The following is a 26,007-nucleotide window of genomic DNA, read 5'->3' on the forward strand; positions in this document are numbered from 1 at the left end:
CTTAAAGTTTTTAAGCCAAAAGATAGTTATTTTTAATAAGCTTTGTCCTCTCCTTTAAAAATATTCCACACTGTAAGATAAATAATTTTGATATCCAGGAAAAAGCTCCAGTTTTCAAGGTACCATATATCATAACTTACCCTGTTTTTTATATCAAGATCAGTTTCTATCTCACCCCTGTACCCATTAACCTGTGCCCATCCGGTAATACCCGGCTTTATAAGCTGCCTTACCAGGTAATTATTAATTATTGCCTGATATTGGGCATTTTGCACCGTCATGTGTGGCCTTGGCCCTACAATAGACATATGTCCCATAAGCACATTCCAAAACTGCGGAAATTCATCAAGGCTGGTTTTCCTTAAAAAACTGCCTATTGGGGTTATCCTCCTATCGCCCTTTGTGGCCATAACCTTATCAGAATCGTTATTTACATACATACTCCTGAACTTAAGGCACCAAAATTCCTTCCTGTCCCTGCCCAGCCTTTTTTGCCTGAACAGCACCGGCCCCTTAGAGCCCGACTTAATAATAAGTGCAATTATAGGGAAAAGCCAGCTGCATATAAAAATCAATACAAAAAGACTAAAAACAATATCAAATGTGCGTTTTGTAAATTTGTTATATGTTTCTTCCAGCGGCTCTTTACGTAAAGATACAGTGGGTATATTTCCAAACTGTTTAAACTCATACCTGTTATAAAACTGAAAATGGAAATCAGGTATAATACGAACACGTATGCCCGCTTTATCTACCATATATGTTATTTCTTCAATCTCCCCAATTGTTATACCCGGAGTTGCAATAATAACTTCGTTAACAATGCTTGTATTTAGGAAAGAAGGCAAATCACATTTTTCTCCCAAATATTTGATAGACGTATCTTCTTCTTCAGCCCCATCTTTAAAATAGCCCAATATATCGTAACCTAAATGTGGGTTTGTATTAACCAGCTTGTAAAATTGTTCTGCATTGCTACCGTTGCCCAGTATTACAACATGCCTTAAGTTATAGCCATGTTTGCGCAAATACATTACAAACCTGTTAATAATATATTTTTCTGTAGCAAAACAAAGAAGCAACATTACCGGATATAAAAACACAAAATTATATGGAAGGAACGGCTGCGTAAAATAAGAAACTACAACTATTGCTATATCAAGGATAATTATCCCTTTAAGTGTTTTATAAATTTCCAGCGAAAAACCGGGCTTTACTCTGTTTTCATTATATAGCTTATTAGATGTTCCGCTAAAAAACCAAGTGGTAAGCAAAACAATAAGCAAAAACAATTTAGCCTTTGTATGATCGGTAAAGGTACCGGGATCCAGGCAGTATATACATAAAACATATGTAAACCCTACTACCGTCAGGTCAGCAATAAATCGTAGCAGGGAGATTTTATTTAGGTAAGGTTTCATCAATATACTTTTTAATTCTTAAGAGCCTTGACGATTTTCGAAAAGTAATTCTTTTTTTTATAGTTTTTATCAAAGATTTGCGGGTATTCTTTACAATTACAATCTCTAGGAACATAGCTATCTGAATCTCCAACATTCCAAAAAGTTATACCATACCTCTGTTTTGGAGCTACAATATTTTTATATGTATTAATTACATCTGCAAACTTTTGCATTTGGGCTTCAACAGATGATTCATCTTGCACGTATTGCTTATCTGACCAGTTACCATTAACAATAATTGTAAGCTCAGATATATGAACATAAAGTCCTGTAGAAGCAATATCTATAAGCGCCTCTTCTATCTTGTCTTTTTTTAAATTAACATTTGTATGAAACTGGGCTCCTATTCCATGAATTGGTACATTTTCATTAACTAAAGACAAAATAAACTTATTTATTGCCTTATTTTTTTCAGGAAATCGTTCCTGACCATAATCATTATAAAATAAAATGGCATTTGGATCGGCTTTATGAGCATAAATAAATGCTTTTTTGATATAATCTTTACCTAAATGCTCATACCAAATATTTTTCCTGAAATCCCCATTGTCTTCAAAGGCTTCATTAACTACATCCCAAGAGTGCACTTTTCCTTTAAAATGTTCTACAACTGTAGTTATATATTTATTTAAAAGAATGTCCCAATCATGCCTGCTCCCTTTAAAACTTGTTACCCATTCTGGCACAGCCCGATGCCATATTAGTGTATGCCCATGAATCCTTTTACCGCTATTAATTGCAAATTCAACAATACTGTCAGCATCTTTAAAAAAATAAACATCCTTTTGCGGTGCAAGGCGGTTCATTTTCATCATATTAGCCGGGGTAATACTATTAAATTCCGTCTCAACAATTTTCCTATATTGTTTGTTTCTTTCAAAAGGATCTTTTTCTATAGCGACACCTATTTTAAAAGGAGAAACGCTTTGCAATTTAACACTTTTAAACTTATGAGGCTCCTCTTTATTACCTGAACACATAGCAAGCAATATTAAGCATGTACTCAAAACTAAAATCTTTAATCTGCTTAACATAAATCTTTATTTAGGAAACATAATCTTCTAACTTACCCTTGGTAAAAATATTACACTTACCCTCTATTGTAGCATCTATAACTTCGCGTCCATTCTTTTTATAGAAATCCCTTGCAATAGCATAACCTAATTCAGATTTTACCAGGTCAGGTAAAACCCACTTCATACCCTTTGGAAAATAGTTAGGATCAAAATGGCTTTCATCCTTGTCTTGTGTTCTAATTTCAGCTTTACCGGCCAAGCCTGTTTCTTTAAATGAATGGTCCATCCCTAAAATAACCACTTTACTAAACCCCATAAAATAAGCCAGCTGAAGGCATACAAAAGTTACTGTACCACCTGTGTTTGCCGGCAATGTAATATCTGGCTGGAATTTAAATTGTATATCAAATGATTCCTTAAGATAAACAACATTTGAAATCTTATTTCTTAAACGCCAATTTACAAATCCCGGAATTTGAAGATTAGAAAAGTCTTCACTAAATCTATCCAAAACTGTTTCTTCTATACATACAAGATAGTTGGGTTTAAAATCTAATTGGGGAAATTTTATGTAAAACCTATTCATACACATTACATTCTTCCCTTTAAGTAAACTCAAGTCTGTTTTATTTATTGACGGACCATTTGCTAACAGGAAAAGAGTTTCTCCGCTATATTTATTTTTAAAAGACAATAATTTTTTCCTGTTATCTCTTCCCATTGCCGAATATCTCCAGGCAATATAATGTGGTATTTCGCGCAATCTTCTAATAATAGCAGGTATAACACGTTTAGGGTTAAGTCTTGTCCTGTCAAACATATTTAAAATTTTATATTAATGTCTATTTACAATTTACTTTTAAATGGATCTTTATATGATTTAAATTTTTGTTTTAAAATAAATAAAACAAATGGCAAATCATCTACCAAATATCTTTTCCACAACCTTTTTGGTTCTTTAAAAAGCCTAAACAGCCATTCTAAATACAAAACCTGAAAAATTCTTGGCGCTCTCTTTATATTACCGGCTTCAAAATCAATGGTGGCTCCCAAGGCCAGAATAAGATCAACACCTGACAACATATTTTTATATTTTATAATCCACTTCTCTTGTTTTGGAGCCCCTACACCCACGACTAGCACATTAGCCCCAGATTGTTTAATCATATGAACTATTTTTTCACATTCAATCTCATTTTTTTCAAAACCAAAAGAAGGCGAGTGAGCTTCAACAACCATTAACCTTCCTACTTTAGAATTTATATTTTGCATTGCTTTTTTAGCAACGCCTTCGGCGGCTCCCAAAAGAAATATCTTTATCTCCTCATTATCTTTATGAAAATTATAAAATGCAGGTAAAAGTGAAGAACCAGGTATCACTTCCGCAAAAGGTGTCCCTAAAATTTTACCCGCTACACCAACTATTTTACTGTCGCATATTATCCAGTCTGCTTTAGCATAGCAGTCATAAAATTCTTTATCCTTTTGTAATTTTACTAAATGATCAACATTTGGCGTAAAAACAACACCTTGCTTTAAATCCTTCAGCAAATCGTTAAGCTTTATAGATTTGATATCGGTATTTAAAATTTTTATATCCATAAATAATGATTTAAAAACGCATGCTTTAGTTAGTCAGTGCAACCTCTTCCCTCTCTATCTTTTTAGTGTAATATCCTATTATAAAAGCAAAAATATTTACGGCAAAAAACAGATAGATAACATTTTGGTAATAAAACCCAAACATTGTTTCCGTTATTCCAACAAGATTAAAAAACAAAATATTGGATAAAAAAATGTATGCCATATTACGGCTAGAATTCCATATTTTTTTAATTATCCTAATAATATAATATTGAATTATTGTAAACAAAACTACACCTACATATCCATTATCATAAGTTAACGAAAGTATTGTATTATGGGGGTGTACATATTGTGAATTCTCTTTTGAACCAAAAATATACTCCCATTCCAAAGACCTTCCTGACACATAATGGCCATATTCTCCATAACCAAAGATATGCTGGCTTTTAAAAGTAAGAAATTCTGAAACCGCAGGAAGCCATATTAAAAGACGACCATTACCTGTTAGCAAATCTTCAGATGACCGGGAAACCGATGCACCATAGCTTGTTGTGGCCAAAAAATTTAAAACCCATATTACAATAAAGGGCCCTATAAATCCCAGTAAAGGAATTATCCATAAAAATCTTGGAGACTTGGACTTTGCATAAAAAAATTTTATTAAACAAAAAATAATTAACGCATAAAATATTGGTCCGCGGCTATCAGTTAGTAAAAGGGTAAAAATACAGGCAATAATACCATACAAAAATGTTTTTTTGTATATTTTAATTATTCCCCACCCCACGAAACTAATAACTAATAAAATGCCTATCAACGAACCATATGCATTAATACCCGCAACTAACGGAAACCTTACCCTATCCACAGAAATACCAAAATATGAAAGCATAAGTGTTTTCCCTATCGATTCTTCATCGTATGGGCCTTTAAAGCCTATTAGGTACATTACAATATTTAAAACAATAAATAAAATAATAGGTTTATAGACTGTATTGACAAATGCATATAATGCACCTTTATTTATATTTCTGTAAATTTGTATAGTAAAGGCAAAAATAAACGAAAGAAACGTTAAAACCTTAAATACTTTATATAATTCAGTCGATTTTTCCCAACCAGAAGTGAGTATTCCAAATGAAACTAAAAATGCAAGCATTAAAGGTAAGATTATAGGCTTGAACATTCTAGAATCCCATTTAACTACATCTCTAAATCCAACCAAAAGAAAAAGAATAATAGGCAATACCCTTAGGACACTTCCGTTTGGAATAGCATCATAATTAACTAAGAGCGAGAAAATTGCCATTGAAAAAAGCGTATCCATTTATTTACAAATTACTATAAATTTTTCTCATCAAAACTTTTCTTACCTAATTTACATCTTGTTAAAAAAAGATGCTTTTATCCAAAACTTAAAAAAGCTAAAACTTTTTCTATAATTAATTTTCTCTCTCTTCATTTTATCAAGCATAGTATTTATATACTCATGATGATCAATTTGATTAAGAAGGGTATTTTTATGATTTTTATTCATTATTCCAGAATCATTATTTCCATGCCTTCTGTAATAAGTAAGCGGATTTGGCAAACTTTTAGTTTCTCCATAATAAGGAGACAGCCTTGAAACCCTAACATCTGGCCAAACACGCCAAAAATTATCTTTTACAATGGGCAACATCTTTGAGAGATAACCTCTTGAAAAAGACATTGTACTAGTAGGATTAAAAAAAGCAGTATAGTTTTTTTTGCGGTAAAGCGTTTTGTAATCTATATTTTTTACACTGTAGTCTACTATCCTTGTTATTTTGCCATCTATATATTCATTATAAGCATGCTGTAAAAAAACTAAATTATTATTCCTTTCAAACTCTTCTTTTACAGTTTTGATTTTATCTTTATCAAAAAAATCATCACTATCCAGCAAACAAATAATATCTCCGGTTGATTCTTTAAAAGATATATTTATGGCATTTGCTTGATTAAAGGCAGGCTTTTCACCAAAGTTGGTGTTACTGATTATCTTAACAAAACTATACTTTGAAGCTATTTCTATCGAGTCATCAGATGAGCCATCATCATATAAAATAACCTCATCTGCTTTTACAGATTGAGCCTCTAAAGAATCCAGGCATTCTTTAAGATACCTGCCATAATTATAATTATTTATCAGAACACTTACTTTCATAAACATCAATTACTCGTTAAATTAGTTTTAGGTTTAGAAACTGCAGGGTTACCATATGCAATAGAATTGTCAGGAATAGACTTTGTTACTATGGATCCAGCACCAATAGTAACATTATTGCCTATTAAAACATCGCCTATAATTACGGTATGCCCGCCAATTTCAACATTATCACCTATCTTAGGGCAAGGCGAATTTGCATATTTGTTCCCTATAGTTGTGGTTTGCCTTAAAAGTGCATTTTTACCTATTATTACAGCTTTATTTATAATAAGCCCCTCTCCATGCCAAACTTGCAGGCCAACCCCTATATGCGACTCTTCATGAATCTCAACTCCCATAATCCATACAAATATAATATGGTATAATTTTATAATTGGGAAGGCTAATAACTTACATAAAAAGTTTCTTTTGGAGAATTTGTAAGCATAATGTGCTATTCTGTAGCTTACAACAATATATTTACCTTTACGATTTCTCCCATTAGCTTTGATATCCTTTTTTAAATCACTTAATAGCCCCATAGTAAAGAATCGTTAGTAATTTTGTTTTAAGATATATCTCCTTTTAAATATTCCGGCCATAAGTTTTAATCTTTGCTTTAGACCCAGCTTTTTTAATACTGGATAACCTGCAACATCGTTGAGCAACATATTTATATAGTCTGATGCTTTACCATCTATTGAATTGCCTATATGAAGAGCCAAGAAATTTGATTGGGTTTCTTCATTCTTATTTTTTAGAATAGACTCTACTGCTTGTTTTAACTCATTTCTGTTTGTTGCATAATAAAACATTTTATTGTCTGCTTCAAACTTGTAATGCATATTCTCACCATGCGGATTATAATAAATTGCAAATCTGCCCAGGCATATAGCCTCTGTAAGTAAAGCACTAAATCTGGAAACAAGTATAGACGATTCTTTTATAAGATCATGCACTAAAAGAGCATTCGACCTTACAACATTATAGTTTTCCAGGTTACCTTTATCTCGGGGGTGCTGAGAAATTTTATAATCGACACCTGTTTCATTAGAAACAGACACAACATCTTCTACCCAACTATCTCTGGCTTCTTCAAAAATACCATAAGTAAAATTAACATTTACTGACATTTGATCTTTTTCAGGCAACGTCTCAGGCTTTAAATTTTCAAATCTTGGATTACCTATTACTGCACAAATTATACCTCTTACATCTATATTAGAAAGTGTAGAAACTCCCTGAAAAACAGGAAAACTACAATGTTTCATCTTTTTATATATAGGATTAAAATCAATACTTGATTCCTGTATACAAACTGTATTTTTACCCTTAGTCAAAAAATCACAATTCAATTTTTGTTCAATCATTCCCCAATCATTCCCTAATACAAGTAATGAGAACCTATCAATGTTATCTATCCCATGCTTTATAGCAACTGCTTCATATCCTAATTTATGTGCAACATCTTTTGCATTCTCGTGGGCTTTGCAGAAAAGCTCATAGTCATATTTTGGCTTTTTTTCAAATAATGGCACAAAAGAGTTTACAATAGTATCATTAGAAGTAAAAAAACATAAATTATTTTGCTTTACCTCAGTTACCTTCGTCTCTCCAAAAATTTTATATTCATAATTATTTACAAAATGAGGATAATCCTTTGAAAAGTCATTAAAAAGCCCTTCTTCAATATAAAGACAGCTTATATCAAGAATATTGTCTAAAAAAAATATGAACTAAGACCCGGCGCATACCAAAATGCACATTGATTGTGTCTATCTTCATTAAGAATTTTAATTGCCGACAGTATATTATCTTTAAAGAAAATAACATTCATAATTAATTATAGATAAAATTTATAACAATAAAATATAAAACCATTATACTAAAAGGTATTAAACCCGCCTTTAATTCAAATTCCCAGAACTTTACTTTTATTGACCTGTATGAATAAAGAGCTGCATACCAAGAATAGAATCCCAGATAACCTGCAAGCATTGCTAAAGGTATAGCATATAAATCAATAAGTGGCATAAGTAAAACAGCTGCTACGATAAAAATTATACCCGAAATACCATCTGCAACATGAGAAATAATATGATTCGTGGTTATATATAATTGTATATGCATTGCCCCATATCTATGTACAAAATAAGCAACAACTAATAAATTCCACAGATTAATATCAATAAACTGAACATCACTATTTATAGCCCTTAAAAGTATATCTCCAAAAACACCTACCGTTATTGAACCTATTACAAATACCAAGTTAGACAAAAACATTCCTTTTTGGGAACTTCTTACAAGTTCAGCTATCTTACCTTGAGACCTTAAACGAGCCAGTGAAGGTATTTTACTATAAAATGGTGCCATAGAGACATCTTTTATTTGCGATATTAACCTTAAGGCAAGCATATAAGCTGCAATATTTGTAGCAGTACCTATTTGTGCATATAAAATACTCGTAATATTAGATAACCCGTTAGACATGAAACCCGAAAGTCCGCTTCTCCATGCCGGCTTCCAAATATCCATGAAAAAAGTTTTATCAAATTGATGATTAAAATTGAGTTTTTTAAAAACACCTTCCTCTACATTATGGCTTAGTTTATAGTCCCTAAAAAAATTAACCAGCACCCAAAATTGATTAGCTATTACAAGACTAAGCAAAGACTTAAAAATCAACAGAAATATTATACTGGTTAATATAGCTCCAATAGAGGTTAATGACTCCCACCTCCTGACTAATGCTATTTTATTAAGCCCTTCAAGAAAATTAGAATATATAGCTCCATTAAACTTAATGCATGAAATTATTATAATAATACCCCAAGCTATCCATGCGGCATCTTGCTTTTCCACTAATGAAATTGGTCTTATCATAGAAAGACTTCCAAACACAAGAAAAAGCAGGAAAAGTAATACTGTAAGCCTACGATAAATATATTTCATCATATGGAAAATCTTACCTAACAGCAACCAATTAGGGCCGTTTTCTAAGACAGGGGTATTATCTGTAAATGTCTTTATGTCAGTGGCGCCGCCCATAGCATAAGATATAACCCTAATGAAGGTCATCCTAAACCCCATATCCGCAAGACTCTGTAAAGATATAACCGTAGCAAACAAATACCAAAGAGCAACTTCTCCTTCAGAAAATTGTTTAAGTATGAGCGGAAGTATTATAAATAAGCTTAATGTTCTTGTAGAATAGCTTAGCCATGTATTAAATGTAGGCGAATTCCACAAGCGCAAAACTAACTTATTATGACTTAGACTCATATTGCTGTGCTATTTTTATCGGACTCTTCGTTAATCATTTCAATAAGGTTTTCTACAGCCATCGTTCCCTGCCTTACTACACTTTGATAAGTACGCGAACCTACATGCGGGGTTATAATTACATTATCAATACCTAATAGCTTTTCGCCTTTTTCAACAGGTTCAACGGCAAGCACATCAGCAAGGTAGCCTCTAAGTTTTCCCTCTTTCAAACCTTCAATAACGGCATCTGTATCTATAAGCATCCCTCTGGAAGTATTTACAAGTACAGGTTGTTTTTTAATTTTTTCAAATATTACGTCCCTGTTAATCATTTTTTCACTTTGAGGAGTATGAGGCAGGTGAAGGCTTATATAATCAGCCTGGGTGTATATATTATTAATGTCGTCAGTAAAAACCACATCAGAGTATTGAGATAAAAAATCTTCATTCTTAAAAATATCAAAAGCAATAACATTTAAACCTAATGCCAATGCTTTTTTAGCAAGTTCTTTACCTATTGCACCAAGGCCAACAATACCTAATGTATGGCCGGCAAGTTCATTGCCGGTTACCCTTTTCCAGCTTCCCTGCTGCACCGTTTGATATTGTGTGTGTATGTTTTTTTCGAATGTAAACAGAAGTGCCAATACATGTTCTGAGACTGACGACTGATTTACGCCGGGGCAGTTTTTAACTGGTAATCCCAATTTTTGAGCAGCTTTCAGGTCTATCCTGTCAAGCCCTACACCATATTTAGAAATATAGCGTAGCCGCCCTTCTTTTCCTCTCGTTAAAACCTGTTCAGTATATTCATCATCTCCACAAATAACAGCATCGTAGTTACCTATAATAGGTAATAAAACTTCTTCGGTTACGGGCCCCCTTAGCCTGTCTACATCAAAGCCTTGTTTTTCTAAAAGTTCATGATGGTATCCAGGAGTATCCTGAAATGAAGTGGAAGTAAGCAATATTTTCATGGTGGTAAGTAAATCGTATTAAACAGTACAGTAAGCCTGTATTAAGGTTTATTTATCTTCATTTATTTTTTGTATAACAGCATCAAGTTCTGTCATATCTTTTATGCGGTAGCCAGTGTATTCTTCAAAAAGGTGTTGTGCTTCGGCAGTTTCCCTTAAAATAAAAGTAATATCATTTGCTATTGCGGCATTATAATCAGCCAAAGCATCGCCAACAAAAATACACGCCTCTGCCGGGATATTTTCTTCTGCTAATATTTTCTTAACCCAATAATCTTTCTTTTCAGGAGACCCATATATTCCTTTAAAAAAATGGTTCATACCACGCTGCTCAAGTATAGGCTTGATTTCTACAGTAGGAGTACCGGTTATTATATATTTTATATATTGGTCAGAATGGGTTAAAAAATCTAATGCCCCTGTTACCTCTTCGGCATTTATTACACCTTCCATAGAAAGTGTACTGAACAAATTTGCCAATTCAGTAATCTTATCATCAGTTAGCTCTTCGCCAAGCCATTCTCCATTCCAGATTTTAATTTTCTCAAATCGAGATACACCTCCGTTTGCATTATGAAAATCTACTACCCTTTGGGCAAAATCTTCACCCTTGTGGAGATACATTTTTCGAAAAGCCTCAGTTTTAACATTTACAGATTCTGCAAGAACACCGTCAAAGTCAAAAAAAATATATTGTACTTTCATACTAAAATTTAGATATTAATCTGTTATCCAAACTAATCCTTCATATTCCTGTGCAATTTTAAGCATAGGATATGCCGTAGGATTATCAGAATACAATTCGTTTATAACCTTATGCTTATTGTTGCCTTTTGTTAGCACTGCAATATTAGCAGCATTAAGTAAAACAGGGTATGTTAATGTTATCCTCACCGTATTAAGACTGGGAACGACATTAGCTACCACATATTTATTGCTCTCAAGTAAAGCATCCGTTTCCGGAAAAAGTGATGCCGTATGCCCATCATCTCCTAAGCCAAGAAAGATGTAGTCAAACTGAGGAAATCCGCTAACCACCGGTAAATTTTCAACAAGCAACTGCTCATACGCTTCAGCAGAAGCTTGTGCACCAAGCTCATCATTATACATCGCAAAAGACGCTGATGGTATTTTCTCTAAAAAAACTTGTGAGATATTACCATAATTATTCTGCGGGTCATTAACAGGCACACATCGTTCATCTACCATATAAAAAGCATAGCGCCCCCAGTCAAGCCCACTTTCTTTTAACAGGTTAAGCACCGGCAATGGTGTACTACCGCCCGAAAGCGCCACGCTAATGGTGCCTTGTTTTTCAGCCTCAGCTTTTTTAAGCTGGGCATATATATATTTTGCCGCATCAGCAGGATAATCAGTACCTGCCTTGTAAAATACAGCTTTATTCTTGCTCATCATTATATACAGCCCTTACACATTCAAGAAGTCCTTGCCCCATGTCAATATGTGGATTTGCAACTAACTTTTTACTTACCGAAGGATCAAATGAATAAGGCGTAAAGCGGTAATGATTGTGGTAACCACTTTCGTTGCAGCTAATCTCAACTTTATTGTTAAGAATTTCCTTTATCATATTAAACAGCTCTATACGCTCCATCCTTTCGGTTCCGGTAAGGATTACGTGCATGTTATCAAATTCATTTGTTTCAATAACATCTATAGAAAGTTTTGCAGCGTCTGATGCATGTATATACTCCCTTATTTCTTTACCATCTCCTTTATGATCAATCCGCTGATTTTTAACAGCTTCCTTTACAAGATTGTAAATATAGTTGTTATCATAATTCCTTTCAGAATATACAGACCCATATCTAAGAATAGTAAAATTAAGGTTATACTTTTTATAGTATTCTTCAACTATTTTTTCAGAAGCAAGCTTACTTATTCCATAAAAAGAACCTTTATTACTTACTGCATAGGCGCTGCTTGCATATACAAATTTAGTAACATTGTGCTTAAGGCATGCGTCAATAATGTACATATTGCCTAATACATTAAGCTGCATAGTAGTAAGGGGATCTTTTACAGCCCTGTCCAGGTTAGCAAAACCTGCAAGGTTATAAACAACATCAAATCTGTCAGATTCAAAAACCTTATCTACATTTTCCTTACTGCCAATATCACATCTAAGGAAATTAACCTGCGAGGCCAGGTCGCTTTTATCATTAATATCGGCAACAGTAACCTGATAGCCTCTTTGTAACAGCTCTTTAACCAGATAGTATCCTAAAAAGCCAAAACCTCCAAAAATCAAAACTTTTCTCATGGCTGGTGCTTAGATAATATTAAAGTTTACTTTTTAATGCCTTCATTTCTTCACGGGCTTTGTCTCCAAGGAAGAAAAAGTCAAGGCTAAAAGCAAGGAAAGAATAACCTTTGCTTACTTTTTCAAGGGTCTTTTCGTGATTAGAATCAATTACATGAAACCCAAGAGGCTTGCCCATTTTTTTTGTTATCTCATCTATACGCGCCAGTGCTTCTTTCACATCATCACGGTCATATTCTCCGGGATAACCCATAGAAGCAGAAAGGTCATAAGGCCCTATTATTATACCGTCAATACCCGGAACAGAAAGTATCTCCTCTAAGTTATTAACAGAGTCTATATGCTCAATTTGTGCAATTACAACAATTTCGTTTTTAACCCATTCTTGATAAGTGTCAAAAGCAGTTCCATACTTTTGTGCCCTGTTCAGGCCTACTCCCCTTGTACCTACAGGTGGGTATTTAGCAAAGCTAACTGCCTGGGCTGCTTCTTCTTTATTTCTTACAGTTGGCACAATAATACCATCAGCCCCTGCATCAAGAACCCTTTTAATAACAACCTCTTCATTTTTGCTAACCCTTACAAGGGCCTGCATGCCATTTCCCTGTATATGGCCAATCATGTTAATAACACCCTCAATACCTATAGCAGCATGCTCTATATCAAGCGTTAGCCATTCAAAGCCAGCCGTGCCTAATATTTCTACTACAGACTGATGAGGTATTGTAAGCCATGAACCTAAGGAAAGTTCATTATTTTGCAATTTTTGCTTTAGCGGAGACCTATTATGAGAAAAGTTTTTCATCGACTTTAACAACTATTTTTTTTATGGTTTCAGGTTTATTTACTGCAAACTGAGGATGGTGAATATCATTTGGAAAAAATATTGCCATAAATCCCGGCCTAAGAGTAACTTCAGTAAAGGCAGGTGCTACAGGCTTGTAAAACTGGCAGTCTGTTTCAGCATCATAAGCTTCTATAATTTCAACAGAAGCAGCATCGTATATTTTTATATGCTCTGCCCCCGAGTACACTATCTGAATATCAACTTCTTTGCGGTGAGACTCTATAACAGTAGAATTTTCTTTAGTATCATAACTCATAACTTTAAAATAGTAGTTGTCATGATCTTTATAAACTCCATTTGTTGTGTCTTTGCTATAGTTTTCAAGTTCTTTAAAAAGTTCAGCAAATAGAGGTTTTTTAAAATACAATGGCCAGTTTTCAATCTTATCTATAATCATCGTAGTAATTTGTATAAAGATTCAGCAATAATAAAATCTTCAGGTTCATCAATATCAACCGCCTCTATCTTGTCAATCTCAAACATAAAAGGTTTCAGACCAATTCTTTTTTCACCAGCATTAAAGAATGAATTTTTAGTAAAGATGTAAAAGTTAGAGTTTTCTTCAAATAAAGGTTCAAGATCCTGTGTGCGCAGAAGCTCTTCAGGGTTATGGTTAAAAGGAGAGCCATCTGCCTTATAAAGCCTGGTTTGCATTTTTGTTACCGAAAATATAGAATCATACTCGCCGGTTTTTGCAAATTCAAACATTTTTTCAATTGCAGCATCTACAGATTCTGTTTTCAACAGTGGGTTTGTACTGTGCGTTTGAAGATAAATATCAGCAGCTTCAGTAGTAACATCACACTCAATAACTTTATTCATAGACACCATATCACCTATGATTTCATCTGGCCTGTTAATAATAATAACCCTGTCGTTAAAAAACGTCTTAAGGTCATTTTTTATAACTTCGCTATCTGTATTTACAATTACTTTATCAATATATTTAGAGCCAAGCAAAACTTCCATAGTTCTATGGTATAGAGGTTTGCCTGCAAAATCCCTTAAATTTTTATTTGGCACCCTCTCAGAGTTGCCTTTCATGGGTAAAAGTGCTAATATCCTCATAAAGTCACAATAAATTATGTTTATAGTTAAAACTAAGCTCCCTACTTAGTTGATTTATTTAAGTATTTTTATTCTGAAATAGATTAAAAGGGTAATGATGGTTCAATCAAGAGGAATTACCCTTTTTTAAAGAGACGCAAATATACTCATTTTGCCCATTTATTGTTAATAAATCACAATTAATAAAATATTATTGTAATAACTCTGATCCAGCTTTTTCCAGCTGGCCATAAATATTCTTAACTTCTTGCGAATGCTCTTTGTGCAAAATAAGATTAGCATTTGGTGTATGCACAAATATTGTGTTTTCTAACCCTAAAAATGCAGTATAATTAGTTGTTCCAATAACCATATTACCCAATTCATCTACAGGGTGCCCTGTTTTCTTAAGATAGTCATAAACAGAATCAAAAGAGCCTAAATCAGACCAACGGAAAAGGGCAGGCACTACTTTTATTTTTTTGCTGCGCTCCATAACGGCATAATCAATACTTATAGAAGGGATAAGCATAGAAGCAGCCTCTTCAAGTTTGCCATTATCTGACTGCTGCCATGCATCAAGAGACTTTTCATAAACTTCCGGCTGATATAGCTTTAACTCTTCAAGCAACACCCCGGCTTTAAAGCAAAACATACCGCTATTCCATAAAAAGTTCCCTCTGTCTATAAATTCCTGGGCTGTAACCTGATTGGGTTTTTCACGAAAAGAGATTACCTCATCTCCGGCATATTCTATATACCCATAACCTGTTTCAGGCTTTGTAGGGCGCACACCAAATGTAACTATATATCCATTTGCTGCTTTGTCTACAGCTTTATTTATTGCATCTAAATATTTATCTTCATCTTCAATTATATGATCTGAAGGTGTAACGATTAAAATATCATCAGGGTTTGATGCAAACGCAGCAAATGCTATTGCAGCAGCAGTATTTCTTGGAACCGCCTCTACTATATCAATATAGTTTACAGAACAGCTTTCTAAAATTTCACGGCTTAAATGAAAGTTATCTTTACCTCCTACTACAATAACGTTAGTAGCAAACGGACGGTTTCTTTCTGAAGTCATTTCAAAAAGCGATTTACCGCCAAAAATAGGAAGATATTGTTTAGGCCTGCTTTTTCTTGATAATGGCCATAATCGGCTGCCAACTCCTCCAGTAAGTATTACATGGGTTATTTTACTCATAATATTTCAAATTGGTGTTTTGTTCAAAAAAATACTGCATTATTAAAATCCGGAAAATCTTTATCCTTTGGTGATATTGTTATATCATCTGGCGATAGTTTCCAGTCTATATTTAAAGTAGGGTCATTATAAATAATCCCACATTCGTGCTTTTTACTGTAAAAATTATCGCACTTATACACAAACTCTGCTTCGTTGCTTAGCACCACAAAACCGTGTGCAAACCCCCTGGGTATAAAAAGCTGCTTTTTGTTTTCTGCACTAAGTTCAACAGCAACATACTTACCAAAGGTGGCAGATTCCCTCCTTAAATCTACCGCTACATCAATAACGGCACCGGCACACACCCTTACAAGTTTTGCCTGTGCGCCCTCCCCCACCTGGTAATGAAGCCCCCTGAGGACTCCGTGCGTAGAAAACGATTGGTTATCCTGTACAAAATTTATATCAAGCCCGGTAGCCTTTTTAAATTTCTCTTTATTATAACTTTCAAAAAAGTGTCCACGTTCATCATTATGCACTGAAGGCTCTAAAATATAACATCCTGATAATTCCGTTTCTGTAACTGTCATTTACTTGGTTTCAATAAGAGATAATAATTTTTTACCATAACCGCTTTTTAGCAGCGGCTCGCATAGTTTTTGAAACTGCTCTACATTTATATAACCCATTTCGTAAGCTACGCCTTCTATAGCACCTATTTTAAGCCCCTGGCGCTCTTCTATAACTTCTACAAACTGTGCCGCCTGCATGAGCGACTGAAAAGTACCCGTATCAAGCCACGCGGTTCCGCGGTCCAATATACTAACTTTAAGTTTTCCTAATTTTAAGTAATGCTTATTAATATCTGTAATTTCGAGCTCGCCTCTTTTACTTGGCTGTATTGTTTTAGCAATCGAAACCACATCATTATCATAAAAGTAAATACCCGGCACAGCATAGTTTGATTTTGGCTTCAAAGGCTTTTCTTCTATAGAAACAGCGTTTCCTCCTGCATCAAACTCAACCACCCCATAACGTTCCGGGTCATGAACATGATATGCATAAATAACACCACCGTTAGGGTTTGCGTTAGATTGCAGCAATTTAGCCAGCCCTGAGCCATAAAATATATTATCGCCTAAAATAAGGGCAACTTTATCATTACCAATAAAATCCTGCCCTATAATAAAGGCTTCGGCAAGGCCGTTAGGATGCTCCTGAACTGCATACTCAAAACTACAGCCATACTTTTGGCCATCTCCTAAAAGGTCCTTAAACAAAGGAAGGTCTTTTGGTGTTGAGATTATAAGAATTTCTCTAATCCCCGACATCATTAAAGTAGACAGCGGATAATAAATCATCGGCTTATCATAAACCGGCATGAGCTGTTTACTTATTGATAACGTAAGCGGATGTAGCCTTGTCCCTGACCCCCCCGCAAGGATTATACCTTTCATATTATTTTTAGTTTTCCGGCGTAAGATACTGTTTTTTATAATATTGCATATACGCTCCTGAGGTTACATTATTTAACCACTCTTGATTAGCCAAAAACCAGTCTACGGTTAAAGCCAGCCCTTCTTCAAAAGTTACACTGGGTTTCCATCCCAGCTCATTGTTTATTTTACCGGCATCAATTGCATAACGCAAATCATGCCCCGGCCTGTCTTTAACGTATGTTATCAGTTTTTCTGAGGTGCCTTTACTCCTGCCCAGTTTCTCATCCATAATAGCACACAACAGTTTTACCAAATCAATATTTTGCCATTCATTAAACCCGCCTATATTATAGGTTTGATGATTAACACCTGTATGAAACACAACATCTATAGCACGGGCATGATCTAATACAAAGAGCCAGTCCCGCGTATACTTTCCGTCTCCATAAACAGGAAGTGGCTGCATGTTTATAATATTATTAATAAACAACGGAATCAGTTTCTCCGGAAAATGGTTAGGGCCATAATTATTAGAACAGTTGGTAAGCACATACGGCAACCCATAAGTTTCGCCATAAGCCCTTACAAAATGATCTGAAGCAGCTTTAGACGCCGAATAAGGTGAATTAGGGTTATAAAGTGATTCTTCAGTAAAAAGGCCGCTTAACCCCAACGAACCGTAAACCTCATCAGTACTAATATGATAAAACCTTTTATCGCGCCATTTATCCTGCCACAACACCCTGAAGGCATTGAGCAGATTAACAGTACCCATTACATTTGTTTTCACAAAAACATTAGGAGCCGAGATAGACCTGTCTACATGCGACTCTGCTGCTAAGTGAATTACTCCGTCAAACTTATATTCATTAAAGAGGCCGATTATAAAATCAGCATCTGTAATATCGCCTTTTATAAACTTATAATTTGGCTTACCTTCTATATCTTTAATATTCTCCAGGTTACCGGCATAAGTAAGGGCATCCAGGTTGTAAATAGTATACTCCGGATAATTAGTTACAAAATGTCTTACTGTATGAGAACCTATAAAACCTGCCCCACCGGTAATAAGAATTTTTTTCATACCTGTTCCTTAAAACCTTTATTTTCCTATAGCCTGAAAAACAAAACCAATTTCCCTTAATTTCTCGCCATCTAAAACATTCCTGCCATCAAAAACAAAAGCAGGCTTTTTCATATTATCAAAAATGTGCTGCCAGTTGTATTCTTTAAACTCATCCCACTCAGTAAGCACCGCAATGGCATGTGCATCTTTACAGGCTTCATAAGGATCTGCAAATACTGTAATCCCTTTTTCGTTTTGAGCCTCGCTGCGTGTACCAAGGTAATTTACATCGGCATATATCTGGCCTTTTTCAACCTTTGGGTCAAACACGGCTATACCTGCCTGCTCAAATAAAAGGTCATCGGCTACATAAATAGCTGCTGACTCCCTTGTATCATTAGTATCTTTTTTAAACGCCCAGCCTAAAAATGCTATTTTTTTACCCGAAACCGTATTGTAAAGTGTCCTTACAATACTTGAGGCAAAACGCCTTTTTTGGTGGTCGTTCATTATAATAACCTGTTCCCAGTAATCTGCCACTTCATGCAGGCCATAAGACTTAGCTATATACACAAGGTTAAGTATGTCTTTCTGGAAGCACGACCCGCCAAACCCTACTGATGCCTTAAGGAATTTAGGCCCAATACGACTATCCATACCAATAGCCTTCGCCACTTCATTTACATCAGCACCGGTTTTTTCACACAATTCACTCATTGCGTTTATAGACGACACCCTTTGTGCAAGGAAAGCATTGGCTGTAAGCTTAGAAAGTTCAGACGACCACACATTGGTAGTAAGGATACGCTCCTGCGGAATCCAGTTGGCATACACTTCTGCAAGTGCCTGTATGGCTTCCTGCCCCTCTGTATCTGTACCGCCGCCTATAAGCACCCTATCGGGATTTAAAAGGTCTTCAATAGCAGTACCCTCAGCTAAAAACTCAGGATTAGAAAGGATTTGGAATTTAACACCATTTCCGGTATTATCAAGTATGTTTTTAATAGCCTCAGCGGTCCTTACCGGCAATGTAGACTTTTCTACAACAATTTTATCTGTTTTTGCCACCTTAGCTATCTGCCTGGCACAAAGCTCTATATATTTTAAATCGGCCGCTTTACCTTTACCTAAACCATATGTTTTAGTAGGCGTGTTAACCGATATAAATATCATCTCGGCTTCTTCTATAGCTTTATCTACATCAGTACTAAAAAACAGGTTCCTGCCCCTGGCCTGGGCTACAATCTTATCTAAGCCCGGCTCATAAACCGGCAGGTTATCAAGGTTTTCATCATTCCAGGCCGCTATGCGCTGTGCATTAAGGTCTACAATGGTAACTTTTATATCGGGACACTTTGCTGCTACAACCGCCATGGTGGGCCCGCCTACATAGCCGGCGCCTATACAGCAAATATTTTTTATTTTACTCATTTCACTAATTTGCAGAAGCAAATTTACACTTTTTTATACACGTTACAGTCTTGCCGATGCTTTAGGGCCAAACATACCTTTTACATCATACACCACGCTCTTTTCTTTGCGCAGGGCTGCAATATTAAGTTCATTAAATTCTTTATGCGCCACACCCAGTATAATGGCATCATACTCCGCTTCAGGCAGGGTATTTGTAATTTGTATACCATACTCATGCATAACCTCTTCAGGGCTTGCCCAGGGGTCATACACATCTACCGTAATACCATAATCGTTAAGGGCTTCTACCACATCTACAATTTTGGTATTCCTCACATCAGGGCAGTTTTCTTTAAATGTAATGCCCAGCATAAGAATTTTTGAGCTGTTTACAATTACCTTATTTTTTATCATAAGCTTAACCACCTGGCTGGCTACATAACCGCCCATACTGTCGTTAACCCTGCGGCCTGCCAGTATAATTTCGGGATGATAGCCCGCCTCCTGTGCCTTTTGTGCCAGGTAATACGGGTCTACACCTATACAGTGCCCGCCTACAAGCCCCGGCCTAAAGGGAAGGAAGTTCCACTTGGTAGAAGCAGCCTCAAGAACGGCATGGGTATCAATTTCAAGCAGGTTGAATATTTTTGCCAGCTCGTTTACAAACGCAATATTTATATCGCGCTGCGAGTTTTCTATAACCTTAGCCGCCTCTGCCACTTTAATAGAAGGCGCTTTGTGCGTGCCGGCTGTTATAACCGACCTGTATAATGCATCAACCTTATCAGCCGCCTCGGGAGTCGAGCCACTGGTTATTTTGGTAATCTTATCTACAGTATGTTCTTTATCTCCGGGGTTTATCCTTTCGGGAGAATAGCCTGCAAAAAAATCTACGTTAAATGTTAACCCGCTTGCTTTTTCCAGCACCGGAACACATTCATCTTCTGTAACGCCCGGGTAAACAGTAGATTCATACACCACAACATCACCCTTTTTAAGCACGCTGCCCACGGTTTTGCTGGCACTAACCAGCGCACCAAGGTTGGGCCTGTTGTTTTTATCTACCGGCGTAGGCACAGTTACTATATAAAATGTAGCCTCTGCAATATCTGCCGCATCGGCACTACAGGATAAGCCGTTACCAACATCGCCTCCACCTAAAACTTCTTTCAGTTCGGCATCGCTAACCTCAAGGGTATTGTCTTTGCCTGCATTAAGCTGTGCCACACGGCTTTTATTAATATCAAAACCGGTAACCTTATATTTTTTGGCCAGAAGCACTGCCAGGGGCAACCCTACATATCCAAGGCCTATAACTGCTATATTCATTCTTTTTCTGCAATAAGGGGTTTTAAATTTTCCCAGTACCACCCAACAGCTTCTTCTACACCGCGGCTAAAAGAATAGTGCGGGTTGTAACCCAGTAATTCTTTTGCCTTATCTATACTCGCCAGTGAGTGCGGTATATCTCCCGCCCTTTCAGGGCCATATTCAATTTGAACATTTGCTATTTGAGGGTCGTATACCGAAAGGTAGTTTTTTAAATTCTCCACCAGCTCATTAAGCGTGGTGCGTTCTCCAAAAGCGGTGTTGTAAACAGCGTTTACCGCCTTCGGATTATCAGAAAACAGTGCAAGCTCGTTCATTTGCACCACATTATCTATATAAGTAAAATCCCTGCTGTAAGAACCATCGCCGTTAATAACCGGGCTTTGGTGCTGCATAAGCTGCATTACAAACTTTGGGATTACAGCTGCGTAGGCGCCATTTGGATCCTGCCTTCTGCCAAACACATTAAAATAACGCAGCCCAATGGTTTCAAGCCCGTAAGTACGGCTAAAAATATCGGCATACAACTCATTTACATACTTGGTAATGGCATAAGGCGAAAGCGGCTTACCTATTTTATCTTCAACCTTTGGCAGCGCTTTGCTATCGCCATAAGTGCTGGAGCTGGCTGCATATACAAACCTTTTTACCCCGGCATCGCGGCTGGCAACCAGCATATTTAAAAACCCGCCTATATTTACATCGTTTGTGGTTACCGGGTCTTTAATAGAGCGCGGCACAGAGCCCAGGGCTGCCTCGTGCAATACGTGCGTAACACCTGTAACTGCTTTTGCGCAATCTTCAGGGTTTCTTATATCGCCTTCAATAAACGTAAATCCGGGATTTTGCAACAAGGGTTCAATGTTCTTTTTATGGCCGGTTGCAAGGTTGTCTAAACAAACCACTGCATACCCTTTACCTAAAAAATATTCACACAACGACGACCCTATAAAGCCTGCGCCGCCTGTAATAAGAATTTTTATTGATTGAGTATGTTGCATCAAAAAGACCGTTGAGGAACAAGGATAATGCCCTGTTGCCTGCAAATATAAATACTTAAATGATAAATAGAAGTTAATTTAATGGCAATAAACCGCCTTTTTAAAGAATTGACAATTCATTAACCTACATTTATCGGCTCAATTTAAGAATTGATAAAATTTAGTGGCTTTTTATTGAGTTTTCAAATGGCACGCGGTGCATAATACTCCTGCCAAGGGTTACTTCATCGGCAAATTCAAGCTCATCTCCCACAGCTATACCCCTTGCAATGGCAGATATTACCACATCGCACTCTTTTACCTGCCTGTAGATATAAAAATTAGTAGTATCGCCTTCCATAGTACCGCTCAGGGCAAAAATAAGCTCCCTCACCCCTCCTGCCTTTACCTTTGTTACCAGTTGCACTATGGTAAGCTGGCCGGGGCCAATACCCTCTATGGGCGATATTTTGCCCCCCAAAACATGGTATACCCCTTTAAAAAGCCCGGTGTTTTCTATAGCCATTACATCGCGAATGTCTTCTACCACACAAATTACAGATGCATCACGGTGTGGGTTTTCGCAAATATGGCATACTTCGGCATCGCTTATATTGTGGCATTTACTGCAAAACACAATATCTTCACGCAGCTTTTGCAGCGCTTCGGCAAGCTGTTGGGTTTGGTCTGCGGGCTGCTTGAGCAGGTGCAGCGCAAGCCGTAACGCGGTGCGCTTGCCAATACCCGGCAGCTGGGAGATTTCGGCTACGGCCCTTTCCAGTAATTTCGACGACATTTCCATAACAGGGCAAAGATATAAAAATCAGTCCGTATGCAGTATTATGTACACCGGCATGGGTTATTAAAAATTTTTCGCTTGCTTTGTATGGCAAACACATATTTTAATGAGCGCTACAACCATACTCAGCATAATAATAGTTTATTTTGGCATACTCATACTAATTTCATGGCTTTCAAGCCGGAAAGACACAAGTAACGATACTTTTTTTAAGGCCAATAAAAACTCTAAATGGTATCTTGTGGCATTTGGCATGATAGGCACGGCACTATCGGGCGTAACATTTATATCAGTGCCCGGCGAGGTAGGCGCACCAAGTGGCGAACAGTTTAAATATTTTCAATTTATACTGGGCAACGCGCTGGGTTTTATTATTATAGCAAAAGTATTACTACCGCTTTACTACAGACTAAACCTTACCTCCATCTATGGCTATATTGAGGGCCGCCTGGGCTATGTAAGTTACAAAACATCGGCCATGATTTTCCTTATAAGCCGCACCATTGGCTCGGCTTTCAGGCTTTACCTGGTGGTTATTGTATTGCAACGCTATGTATTTGATGATTTTAGCATTCCGTTTTGGGCAACGGTGCTCATTTCGTTATTACTTATATTTTCATACACATACAAAGGTGGGCTTAAAACCATTATTATTACCGATACGCTCCAGACGTTCTTCCTTGTATCATCGGTATTCCTTACTATTTACTTTATTTGCGACAGCCTGAACCTGGGTTTTGCCGATGCTTTTGAAACCGTAAAGCAAAGCAACTACTCTAAAATTTTCTTTTTTGAGGATTTTATAGGCAGCCGTTTCCATTTTGTGAAGCAAATTATTGGGGGGATGTTTGTTACCATAGCCATGGTGGGCCTTGACCAGGACCTGATGCAGAAAAACCTGAGCTGCAAGAACATAGGTGAAGCCCAAAAGAATATGTTTACCTTTACAGGTACTTTTGTGGTTATCAACCTGTTCTTTTTAGGGGTTGGCGCACTGCTGTACATTTATGCCAATTCTAACGGTATAAGTGTGCCTGTCGTAGACGGCGCACCACGCACCGACCTGCTTTTTCCTGAAATTGCCTTTAAGCATCTTAGCCTTGTGCCGGCTGTAGTGTTTCTTTTAGGGCTTACCGCCGCCACCTTTGCTACTACCGATTCTGCACTTACGGCCTTAACCACCTCATTTTGCGTAGACTTTTTAGGTATGGATAAAGCAGAGAATCTATCTAAAGCTAACAATGTGCGCACACGCCACATGGTTCACATAGCATTTTCTATGCTTATGTTTGTTGTAATCATCATATTTAATTCACTGAACGACAAATCAGTAGTAAGCATGATATTTAAGATTGCAGGATATACATATGGCCCGCTGTTAGGGCTTTATACCTTTGGCCTTTTCATGAAAAACCTCACCGTGCGCGATGCACTGGTGCCGGTTGTGTGCATACTATCGCCCGTCCTAACCTATTTTATAGCAGCCAATGCCACAACCTGGCTGGGCGGCTATGTTTTTGACAGCGAATTGATTGTAATAAACGGGCTTATAACCTTTTTACTATTGCTATGCATAAGCAAAAAAGCACCGGCGGTTAATATTGGTTAATAGACAGCATTACAAGCGTGCAGCCTACTTCAAACTCAATATTATTTTCGCGCAGTAGCGCATACAAATCGGGGTTTTCAGTACCGGGGTTAAAGATTACGCGATTAGGCTTTAAGCCTATGATATAATCGTAGTATTGCCTCTGGTTCACGGGGTTAAGGTACAGCGTTACCGTATTTACACCATCAAAAGGCGCAGCGCCCTGCTCCACTTTAATACCATCTATATCATCTTCGCGTTTGCCCATTGCCACTACAGGGTGACCAAACCGCTGTAGCATTTTTACAGCCTTGTAGGCATATCGTCCGGGGTCGTTACTGGCACCCATAACCAGTGTTTTTTTAGTTGCCATAGCTTTATTTTTACGTAAAGTTACCAAACTACAGGCAGTTATACACCTATTTTAGCCTATTGCTAACACTAATCGGTTTCAATATACTCATAGTTATCGGGCAGCAGGTCGCCTGCACGCATATTGCCCAGGTGGCCCGCAAAAAGCAATGCATTAAAAGGGAAAAACAGCCCGTATTCGTTAATATAAAATTCGCGCATGGTAAAGTTTATAGTAGTTTGGGCCGATTGCCTGTACATAAGCACATACTTGGTTTTGGTAAAATCACGCTTTAGTATACGGTCTTTAACCCCGGGTGCGCCCTGCATGGTTGTAAGCCCAGGCACTTCCATAGGAGGCAGCTCTTTAATGGTAATCTTCTTATAATTAAGGCTGTCTGTTATAGCAAAACAACTATCGGGCGCTATGTGTTCTTTATCTACATACCAGTCAAAATCCTGATTTTCCCAATCGTTATTGTATATAGTACGCATAAGGTGTGCTATTGAGCCACGGTAAGCCTGCCTGCGCCTTTTATCTGCTGACCCATCCTTAGACGTATCTTTAAACAAAGTAGTCCCTGCATAAAATGCCGAACCTATTTCATTCTCTTCCAAAGAAGTAGAATAATAATTCACCTCAAATTCGGCCAGGTCAAAGTTAATATCATATTGCAGGTACTTGTTTATAATACGCAAAGGCCTTTTGGCTTCGGCATGAAGCGTGTTGGTGCCTGAATTATAATACAATACAATATCGTCTTCATTTTGTATAGTGCATGACCTGCCCCCTTTGTTATCGCCCAAAAACTGTTTGCGGAATGCCCTCAACATTTGCTTGCGCGAAAAGATGGTTTTGCCGGTAATTACCACTTCATCAAGGGTTTCGGCGCTTGCTTTCATAAGCACCTTGAGCCTTGAGGTATAACTCGTGGGATTTTCAAGCACTATTTTTTCATAACCTATATAACTAAAAATAAGCGCTTTGTTAATACCCTGCTGTGGCTTTATACTAAAAGCGCCAGTCTCATCAGTTACTGTGGCCAGTGTGGTACCGTCAAAATAAACCGAAACACCTACAAGGGGCTCCTCAGTCTCTGCATCATGCACATACCCCGTAATAACCTGGGCGGCAGCAAACTGGCTGATAAAAATAAATAAGGATAGTAATACTTTCATGGATTGGCTTTTA

Annotated in this window: 27 protein-coding genes; 1 reads left to right on the top strand and 26 read right to left on the bottom strand. The window is 36.8% G+C overall.

Annotated features, from left to right (window positions below; genetic code table 11):
* Window positions 1-32 precede the first annotated feature (32 nt).
* The 24 genes from AM279_RS10230 to recR all read right to left on the bottom strand — a co-directional run bounded on the left by AM279_RS10230 (window position 33) and on the right by recR (window position 22,879).
* The gene (locus AM279_RS10230; RefSeq protein ID WP_054407866.1) at window positions 33-1,421 is read right to left on the bottom strand and encodes an undecaprenyl-phosphate glucose phosphotransferase; all 1,389 of its coding nucleotides are present in this window, start codon (window positions 1,419-1,421) and stop codon (window positions 33-35) included.
* A gap of 11 nt (window positions 1,422-1,432) precedes the next feature.
* Entirely contained in the window at window positions 1,433-2,497 is a 1,065-nt protein-coding gene (locus AM279_RS10235) for an endo-1,4-beta-xylanase (RefSeq protein WP_054407867.1), read from the bottom strand.
* A 10-nt stretch (window positions 2,498-2,507) separates the two neighbouring features.
* A complete protein-coding gene (locus AM279_RS10240; RefSeq protein ID WP_054407868.1) occupies window positions 2,508-3,299 on the bottom strand; it encodes a 6-hydroxymethylpterin diphosphokinase MptE-like protein in 792 nt (263 codons plus the stop codon).
* 26 nt (window positions 3,300-3,325) lie between these two features.
* Entirely contained in the window at window positions 3,326-4,081 is a 756-nt protein-coding gene (locus AM279_RS10245) for a WecB/TagA/CpsF family glycosyltransferase (RefSeq protein ID WP_054407869.1), read from the bottom strand.
* 25 nt (window positions 4,082-4,106) lie between these two features.
* Entirely contained in the window at window positions 4,107-5,393 is a 1,287-nt protein-coding gene (locus AM279_RS10250; protein ID WP_082344211.1) for an O-antigen ligase family protein, read from the bottom strand.
* A gap of 51 nt (window positions 5,394-5,444) precedes the next feature.
* Window positions 5,445-6,254 carry a glycosyltransferase family 2 protein gene (locus AM279_RS10255; RefSeq protein ID WP_160316442.1) on the bottom strand — a complete coding sequence of 270 codons (810 nt, stop codon included), beginning with the start codon at window positions 6,252-6,254 and terminating at the stop codon, window positions 5,445-5,447.
* Window positions 6,255-6,259: 5 nt separating this feature from the next.
* A complete protein-coding gene (locus AM279_RS10260) occupies window positions 6,260-6,778 on the bottom strand; it encodes a serine acetyltransferase (protein WP_054407872.1) in 519 nt (172 codons plus the stop codon).
* 12 nt (window positions 6,779-6,790) lie between these two features.
* Entirely contained in the window at window positions 6,791-7,774 is a 984-nt protein-coding gene (locus tag AM279_RS10265; protein WP_054407873.1) for a hypothetical protein, read from the bottom strand.
* Between the two features lie 301 nt (window positions 7,775-8,075).
* Window positions 8,076-9,521: a polysaccharide biosynthesis protein gene (locus tag AM279_RS10270; RefSeq protein WP_054407874.1), complete on the bottom strand. Its 1,446-nt coding sequence runs from the start codon at window positions 9,519-9,521 to the stop codon at window positions 8,076-8,078.
* The gene (locus AM279_RS10275) at window positions 9,518-10,480 is read right to left on the bottom strand and encodes a phosphoglycerate dehydrogenase (protein ID WP_054407875.1); all 963 of its coding nucleotides are present in this window, start codon (window positions 10,478-10,480) and stop codon (window positions 9,518-9,520) included. The genes AM279_RS10270 and AM279_RS10275 overlap by 4 nt, the downstream gene beginning before the upstream one ends.
* A gap of 48 nt (window positions 10,481-10,528) precedes the next feature.
* Window positions 10,529-11,185, bottom strand: a complete 657-nt coding sequence (locus AM279_RS10280; RefSeq protein ID WP_054407876.1) for an HAD family hydrolase — start codon at window positions 11,183-11,185, stop codon at window positions 10,529-10,531.
* 15 nt (window positions 11,186-11,200) lie between these two features.
* Window positions 11,201-11,893, bottom strand: a complete 693-nt coding sequence (gene pgl, locus AM279_RS10285; protein ID WP_054407877.1) for a 6-phosphogluconolactonase — start codon at window positions 11,891-11,893, stop codon at window positions 11,201-11,203.
* A complete protein-coding gene (locus AM279_RS10290) occupies window positions 11,880-12,764 on the bottom strand; it encodes an NAD-dependent epimerase/dehydratase family protein (protein WP_054407878.1) in 885 nt (294 codons plus the stop codon). Before AM279_RS10290 ends, pgl begins: the two co-directional genes overlap by 14 nt.
* Window positions 12,765-12,783: 19 nt before the next feature.
* On the bottom strand, window positions 12,784-13,569 hold the full coding sequence (locus AM279_RS10295) for an HpcH/HpaI aldolase family protein (RefSeq protein ID WP_054407879.1): 786 nt from the start codon (window positions 13,567-13,569) through the stop codon (window positions 12,784-12,786).
* Window positions 13,550-14,008, bottom strand: a complete 459-nt coding sequence (locus AM279_RS10300; RefSeq protein WP_054407880.1) for a YhcH/YjgK/YiaL family protein — start codon at window positions 14,006-14,008, stop codon at window positions 13,550-13,552. The genes AM279_RS10295 and AM279_RS10300 overlap by 20 nt, the downstream gene beginning before the upstream one ends.
* Entirely contained in the window at window positions 14,005-14,655 is a 651-nt protein-coding gene (locus AM279_RS10305; RefSeq protein WP_236688514.1) for an acylneuraminate cytidylyltransferase family protein, read from the bottom strand. The genes AM279_RS10300 and AM279_RS10305 overlap by 4 nt, the downstream gene beginning before the upstream one ends.
* A 214-nt stretch (window positions 14,656-14,869) precedes the next feature.
* A complete protein-coding gene (locus AM279_RS10310) occupies window positions 14,870-15,868 on the bottom strand; it encodes a mannose-1-phosphate guanylyltransferase (RefSeq protein ID WP_054407882.1) in 999 nt (332 codons plus the stop codon).
* A gap of 23 nt (window positions 15,869-15,891) precedes the next feature.
* Window positions 15,892-16,440, bottom strand: coding sequence for a dTDP-4-dehydrorhamnose 3,5-epimerase (rfbC, locus tag AM279_RS10315; protein WP_054407883.1), 549 nt, complete (start codon window positions 16,438-16,440; stop codon window positions 15,892-15,894).
* On the bottom strand, window positions 16,441-17,307 hold the full coding sequence (rfbA, locus tag AM279_RS10320; RefSeq protein ID WP_054407884.1) for a glucose-1-phosphate thymidylyltransferase RfbA: 867 nt from the start codon (window positions 17,305-17,307) through the stop codon (window positions 16,441-16,443).
* A 7-nt stretch (window positions 17,308-17,314) separates the two neighbouring features.
* Window positions 17,315-18,373, bottom strand: coding sequence for a dTDP-glucose 4,6-dehydratase (gene rfbB, locus AM279_RS10325; RefSeq protein WP_054407885.1), 1,059 nt, complete (start codon window positions 18,371-18,373; stop codon window positions 17,315-17,317).
* Window positions 18,374-18,391: 18 nt separating this feature from the next.
* Entirely contained in the window at window positions 18,392-19,786 is a 1,395-nt protein-coding gene (locus AM279_RS10330) for a UDP-glucose 6-dehydrogenase (protein ID WP_054407886.1), read from the bottom strand.
* 42 nt (window positions 19,787-19,828) lie between these two features.
* Complete coding sequence (locus tag AM279_RS10335; protein WP_054407887.1) at window positions 19,829-21,097, bottom strand: nucleotide sugar dehydrogenase; 1,269 nt, start codon at window positions 21,095-21,097, stop codon at window positions 19,829-19,831.
* Window positions 21,094-22,098 carry an SDR family oxidoreductase gene (locus tag AM279_RS10340; RefSeq protein WP_054407888.1) on the bottom strand — a complete coding sequence of 335 codons (1,005 nt, stop codon included), beginning with the start codon at window positions 22,096-22,098 and terminating at the stop codon, window positions 21,094-21,096. Before AM279_RS10340 ends, AM279_RS10335 begins: the two co-directional genes overlap by 4 nt.
* A gap of 160 nt (window positions 22,099-22,258) precedes the next feature.
* The gene (gene recR / locus AM279_RS10345; protein WP_054407889.1) at window positions 22,259-22,879 is read right to left on the bottom strand and encodes a recombination mediator RecR; all 621 of its coding nucleotides are present in this window, start codon (window positions 22,877-22,879) and stop codon (window positions 22,259-22,261) included.
* A 103-nt stretch (window positions 22,880-22,982) separates the two neighbouring features.
* On the opposite strand from recR, the gene AM279_RS10350 reads away from it, so the two are divergent.
* Complete coding sequence (locus AM279_RS10350) at window positions 22,983-24,485, top strand: sodium:solute symporter (protein ID WP_054407890.1); 1,503 nt, start codon at window positions 22,983-22,985, stop codon at window positions 24,483-24,485.
* On the opposite strand, the gene AM279_RS10355 is transcribed toward AM279_RS10350, so the two are convergent.
* Both AM279_RS10355 and AM279_RS10360 read right to left on the bottom strand, forming a co-directional pair.
* Window positions 24,472-24,837 (bottom strand): CoA-binding protein, encoded by a 366-nt coding sequence (locus AM279_RS10355; RefSeq protein ID WP_054407891.1) that lies wholly within the window; start codon window positions 24,835-24,837, stop codon window positions 24,472-24,474. The two genes, AM279_RS10350 and AM279_RS10355, sit on opposite strands and share 14 nt — an antisense overlap.
* A 68-nt stretch (window positions 24,838-24,905) precedes the next feature.
* Window positions 24,906-25,994 (bottom strand): carboxypeptidase-like regulatory domain-containing protein, encoded by a 1,089-nt coding sequence (locus AM279_RS10360; protein WP_054407892.1) that lies wholly within the window; start codon window positions 25,992-25,994, stop codon window positions 24,906-24,908.
* Between the last annotated feature and the right edge of the window lie 13 nt (window positions 25,995-26,007).

It is taken from the genome of Flavobacterium akiainvivens, assembly GCF_001278115.1.
GTDB classification, from domain to species: Bacteria; Bacteroidota; Bacteroidia; order Flavobacteriales; family Flavobacteriaceae; genus Flavobacterium; species Flavobacterium akiainvivens.